We start from the raw sequence: 5,539 nt of genomic DNA, 5'->3' as shown, positions 1-5,539 counted from the left end.
TTAGGGGTCTCAATATCCCCCTAACGGCCACCGAGAAAACCTTCACCAGATAAGTATTTTTACTCAAGTCTCTGGAGGGGGACAGCTTATGTGACAGTTGAGGGTGCGGAATGTGGGATTAAACAACTGGTAGAGGAAGCAGGTCATCAGGTCGTGTTTTTGCCAAAATACTCTCCTGATTTAAATGATATCGAACGAACATGATTTTAGTGCATTAAAGAGGGCAAGAATGTATGCTCCTGTGGGGACACCCCTTGATGAAATTATTCGTACTTATTGTGTCGCCTAGTGTCTCGTTCTTATTTGAAATAACTGATAACTGATAACTGATAATCGATTTAGCGTTTGCGTTTGAGTAATTTAGAAATGCGTCGATTGTACCGCAACCAACGCCAAATTTTAATAACTAATTCCTCTACCCATAAAATAATCGCATCTAATCCCTCTAAAATCCGCTCTAAGGGGTGTTTAACGTAGCCGACGGGGGTTGATTCGGTTTCTAACCATTCCTCGTTAATTGGTTGAATTATCTCCTTAGCATAGCGGGGATCTAATTGGGCGGCGGGGGGGGATTCTCCCAGAGTAATTTCAGCGGCGGCCGGGGGGATTTTTTGTAAAGATTTATTTTGTTTTCCTTGACTAAAAGCTTTTTCTGTGCTAAGGGGCTGGGTTGGGGTGACTGGGGACTGGGGAAGGGGATAAGCGGGATTAAGGCGGGGTTTTTCGGAGTCTTGGGGAGAAATAGCCAAGATATCGGCGGATTCTAGCCAAGGTTGCTCGCTGACGGCGGAAAATGTCAGGGATTGGCGAGAGGAAAAGAAGTGATCGATCGCCGCTTGGATGAGTTTGCCGAGCGTGAAGGGATCCGCTTGGGTTTGTTTTTCTAGCCAATCTTGGAGACGTTGCTTGAAGGTGATCAGCAGAGAATTAGGAAGACTTAGGGGATATTTTGCCGATAAAGCGGGTGAATCAGCACTATGTTCTAAATTATTCTTCTCTTTTGCCCAGAAATGCTCGATCGCCGCATAAATTAACCAATAAAGGTGCCAGAGATAGGAGGAATTTTTCTCGAGAGTCGGGGACTGGTTAAGGAGATCGGAAGGGGGGTTAGAGGTGTGGCTCAAACTGCCTGGGATTGCGGGGGAGATAGGGAGAAATTTAGCCTCGAAAATCGCTAATTTTTCGTCAATGACTTCTAAAATCGCTTGAGAATTTAAATTAGGCAGTGGTAAGGAGGGTGGTGTCGGGGTTTTGACAAGATGGGATTCTTGGAATAGATTTATGGCGATCGCTATCTGTCCCTGTTGTTCCCAGCGTAGTAGGTTCCAAAACCAACGGATCGGAGGCAAGACAGAATTTTTATCGGTAAAATTTGGTAATAAAGGCGGATATTGAGGATTTAATCGCTTAATTCTCCGTTTTTCGAGGGCGTAGTTAGCCAGTGCCGTCCTAATTTGTTTTTCTATTTGTCTTTGGGTTTGATTATCGGTGATTTTAACAGTCTGGTGATCGTTAGTGACGAAAACTAAAGCTTGATCCTCTAGATCGGCTGCTATGCCAATAAATGCCGTTTCTTGGTCGGATAAGCTCTGGAGAAATTCCGCAATCGCATCCGTCCCATCTTTGCTGGGGGGTGATAATTGTTTCTGGAGACTGTTCCCCAATTGATTAGCCGTCATCCGCAGGGATTGTACCAGCAAATAGACGGGATAGATGGCTATTTGCAAGGCAACAGCGATCGCATTTTGACCGCGACGGGAAACGCGGCCGAGGTTATCTTTCAGACGGATCAAGCGACGGTTGATCAGGTTGAACAGTCGGCTTTTATAGGGATCGGCAGCCATGGATTTTGGGCGATAACATCTTCAATTACACTATCCTATTGTGCAAGGGCGGGATAAAAAAATTTTTTGCCAAAACCCTTGACTCCCAGAAAGATTATTGTTATATTTAAAAAGGTCTGAAATCCAAGCCCCCATCGTCTAGTGGCCTAGGACACCTCCCTTTCACGGAGGCGACAGGGATTCGAATTCCCTTGGGGGTATGAAAAGAAGTCAGAGGAAGCTTCTGACTTTTCGGTTTTTTTCTCCCGTTGATGGCTTTTTGGTAGGGTGACGGTGAAAATTGTTCCTCGATCGATCTGACTTTCGACGCTAATTTGTCCATGATGACTGAGGGTAATCGCTAAAGCGATCGCTAATCCTAATCCTGTTCCCCCGGAAGTGGCGGAATTTTGTCGCGCAGGATCGAGACGATAAAAGCGATCAAAAATATGGGATAAGGCAGCCTCGGGAATACCGATTCCGTTATCTTTGACGCGTACCAGTAACACCGATTGTCGATCGCGTTTACTTTTTTCCAATTCCACTGCCACATTTTTAGGCTCAGATTCGGGCAAAAAAGCGTGTTTTAGGGCATTAGAAATTAAATTTGTGAATAAACGAGCTAATTGATCCCAATCTCCCTCCATAGTAAACATTTCATCGCTATAGGAAAAATCCTCTTGGTCCGGTTCCACAATCGACAAAGAAAGGCAAATTCCCTGCTTATCGGCGATTAAACGCTGTTCTTCCACCACTTCCATCAATAAAGCATCCAAAGGTACAGCTTGCTCGATCGGTTGGACGATGCCACTATCAGAACGGGCTAAAAAGAGCAGATCATTGACTAAATTGCCCAATCTTTCCGTTAAACGCTCGATCACCCGCAAGCGTTGATCGCCAGTTTGGGGATAAGCGATCGCCATTTGCACGTTAGTTTGGATAGTGGCGATCGGATTGCGTAATTCATGGGAAGCATCGGCGGTAAATTGTTTTAAACTCTGATAGGACTCTTTTACCGGTTGAATGGCTAAACCGGACAAAAACCAACCAATCCCGGCGACACTGGCAATCATCAGGCAAATTCCGACGATTAAATCCAATAATAGCTGTCTAATTGGTTTTGTCACCTCAAACCAAGGATGACTTACCCGCAGATATCCCAAAACATAATGATGGATTTCCACCCTTTCGGTTATTTGTCGCAGCAGACGATTATCGGATAAGCGAATAGTTTCCCCCTGACGGTGGGGATGGAGGGGAATATCTAAAGATTCGGCCAGAGTTGACCAAACTAGATTACCTTGGGGATCGAACCATTCCAAATCTATATGATCGTCCTCGACGGATTTACCCTGACTGGGAAAACTTGCGAGGGGATCGACGCGATAACGTCCTTGGTTCGGGGGAATCGATTCGATCACGAGGGAACGATTTACCACCTCAATGATGTGTTTGAGGGTATCATCAATGCGATCCACTAGGGTATGCCGCACATAAAAATACATTCCCGTAGCGAGAAAAAGCAGTAGTATGGCAGTGACAACAGTGTACCATAAGGCTAAACGGCGGCGAGTGGCTTGGAACACCGATAATCTATGGATTGGCTAGAGATTTTTAGGGCAATGTATCCTATTTTACAGCTTATTTGAGCGATTTATTATTGGAGAATAAATTATTTTTAGCCATAGGGAAAAACTGACGGTTGCCAAGAATAGCTAGACTTGAAGGCTCATAGTCCTTAAAAATTGCTGCTAACAAAAGTATTTTTAGATACATTCTTCTCAATAATTGTTTGAGTAGAACTACAAAAGCAGCCAAAGTGAATTATATTTAACCCTATGGCAACAAGGCTGACAGGAACGGCTAAAAATATTTTTGAGCTTATTTGAATTAATCACAACTATAAATAATGATGAATTTAAATTATTGGTTAATGAAATCGGAACCCGATGTCTATAGTATCGGGGATTTAAAAAAAGATGGTCAAACTATTTGGGAGGGAGTGCGAAATTATCAAGCGCGCAATTTTCTCCGTCAGATGAAGCGGGGAGATTTAGCCTTTTTTTATCATTCTAATACGACCCCGCCGGGGATTGTCGGCTTGATGCGCGTAGTGGAAACCGATATGATCGATCCGACACAATTTGATCGCAATAGTCCCTACTATGATTCTAAAGCCTCCCTGGATTGCCCGCGCTGGTGGACGGTTAAAGTTGAGTTCGATCGCCTTTTTCCCCAACTGCTGCCCCTGGGAATTTTAAAACAAAATTTTACCGCCGATGAATTATTATTAGTAAGGACAGGAAATCGTCTGTCAGTGATGCCTGTCAATCAAGCGATCGCAACAAAAATTCTCGCTTTAGTCGCTCGTCAAGGAGTATAAACTGTGAACCAGAAAGATGCTATTAATTTACTTTCCCTGATTGGGGGATTATTGGTCACTATTGTCATTTTAGCGGCCTTTAATGCCTATGTGATCATCACCCCCGGACAAGCGGGAGTTTTAAGTGTTTTAGGAAAGGCTAAAGACGGGGTTTTATTGGAGGGATTGCACTTTAAACCTCCCTTTGTTTCTAGTGTCGATATCTACGATGTTACGGTGCAAAAATTTGAAGTTCCCGCCCAAAGTTCCACTAAAGATTTACAGGATTTATCTGCTAGTTTTGCGATTAATTTTCGTCTCGATCCGACTCAAGTAGTGGCGATTAGAAGAACCCAAGGCACCCTACAAAATATTGTCGCTAAAATTATCGCCCCTCAAACCCAAGAATCCTTTAAAATTGCCGCCGCTAAAAGAACAGTAGAGGAGGCAATTACTCGACGCAGTGAGTTAAAAGAAGACTTTGATAATGCCCTATCGACTCGGTTAGAAAAGTATGGTATTCTAGTCTTAGATACCAGTGTGGTAGATTTGAATTTTTCTCCAGAATTTGCCCGGGCCGTCGAAGATAAACAAATCGCAGAACAACGCGCCCAAAGAGCCGTTTATATCACCCAAGAAGCAGAACAACAGGCCCAGGCAGAAATTAATCGCGCTAAAGGGAAAGCTGAGGCACAAAGACTATTAGCAGAAACTTTAAAAGAACAGGGAGGAGGATTGGTTTTACAGAAAGAAGCGATTGAAGCTTGGCGCGAAGGTGGGGCGCAAATGCCCCGGGTTTTAGTCATGGATGGAGCGGGAAAAAATAGCGTACCATTTTTATTTAATTATAGTGATTCTTTTTCAGAAAATACCCCCTAAATTCGGGTCTATTTAGCCTAATTATTTTCTCAAGATACAGTCTTTCCCATCAAGAGGAAGTGTTACCTAAATTTGGTAAGCTGTTGACTATCTAAATTACTCGTTAAGACTGCACGGGAGTTGGGAGCGCTGGAGAAGGAGTTTGAGTATAAGTCCACCTCACTTCTCCCCATTCCAATCCCATCCCACCATCCCCAACTCAATCAAACCTCTAACTACAAGAAATATGACCTTGGGGTGCTTTTCGTTCAAAAATAACTTGATCGTAGATCGCCGACGAGTGTAAAGTGCGTTAGAAGGCTACCAATTCTGTTAAAAAACCCAAATCAACAATCCGCACCCCACGCAGCAACTTTATTAGAACTCTTGCAAATTAATTATATGTTATAATGATGGGTTAACTAATTTTCCCCAAAAAATTAGTTAACCAGTACATTAGTCCTGAATGAAAACTTGAAGTTTAACTTTTAACTCA

Annotated in this window: 3 protein-coding genes, 1 tRNA gene and 2 pseudogenes; 4 read left to right on the top strand and 2 right to left on the bottom strand. The window is 43.3% G+C overall.

The genetic code is table 11. The features are described from left to right. Positions 1-117: 117 nt before the first annotated feature. Positions 118-289, top strand: a pseudogene (locus EWV66_RS15475) (transposase); the annotation flags it as partial. A gap of 49 nt (positions 290-338) precedes the next feature. On the opposite strand, the gene EWV66_RS15470 reads toward EWV66_RS15475, so the two are convergent. Next, positions 339-1,844: a hypothetical protein gene (locus EWV66_RS15470; RefSeq protein WP_072927593.1), complete on the bottom strand. Its 1,506-nt coding sequence runs from the start codon at positions 1,842-1,844 to the stop codon at positions 339-341. 127 nt (positions 1,845-1,971) lie between these two features. Here EWV66_RS15470 and EWV66_RS15465 point away from each other — a divergent pair. After that, positions 1,972-2,044, top strand: a tRNA-Glu gene (locus EWV66_RS15465). An 18-nt stretch (positions 2,045-2,062) separates the two neighbouring features. Here EWV66_RS15465 and EWV66_RS15460 read toward each other — a convergent pair. Next, positions 2,063-3,409, bottom strand: a pseudogene (locus tag EWV66_RS15460) (sensor histidine kinase); the annotation flags it as partial. Between the two features lie 323 nt (positions 3,410-3,732). Between EWV66_RS15460 and EWV66_RS15455 the strand changes: the two are divergent. Then, entirely contained in the window at positions 3,733-4,206 is a 474-nt protein-coding gene (locus EWV66_RS15455; protein ID WP_052276609.1) for an EVE domain-containing protein, read from the top strand. A gap of 3 nt (positions 4,207-4,209) precedes the next feature. Beyond that, positions 4,210-5,064, top strand: coding sequence for a prohibitin family protein (locus EWV66_RS15450; RefSeq protein WP_002789649.1), 855 nt, complete (start codon positions 4,210-4,212; stop codon positions 5,062-5,064). Positions 5,065-5,539 lie beyond the last annotated feature (475 nt).

It is taken from the genome of Microcystis sp. M_OC_Ca_00000000_C217Col, from assembly GCF_007095585.1.
Classification (GTDB): Bacteria; Cyanobacteriota; Cyanobacteriia; order Cyanobacteriales; family Microcystaceae; genus Microcystis; species Microcystis panniformis.
Note: the sequence above shows the minus strand (reverse complement) of the source record. Positions and strands in the feature narration are given on the sequence as shown.

Bases quoted from the DNA above. Each gene is read 5' to 3' on its own strand.
- EWV66_RS15470 (WP_072927593.1), bottom strand. From the start codon at position 1,844: ATGGCTGCCGATCCCTATAAAAGCCGACTGTTCAACCTGATCAACCGT.
- EWV66_RS15455 (WP_052276609.1), top strand. From the start codon at position 3,733: ATGATGAATTTAAATTATTGGTTAATGAAATCGGAACCCGATGTCTAT.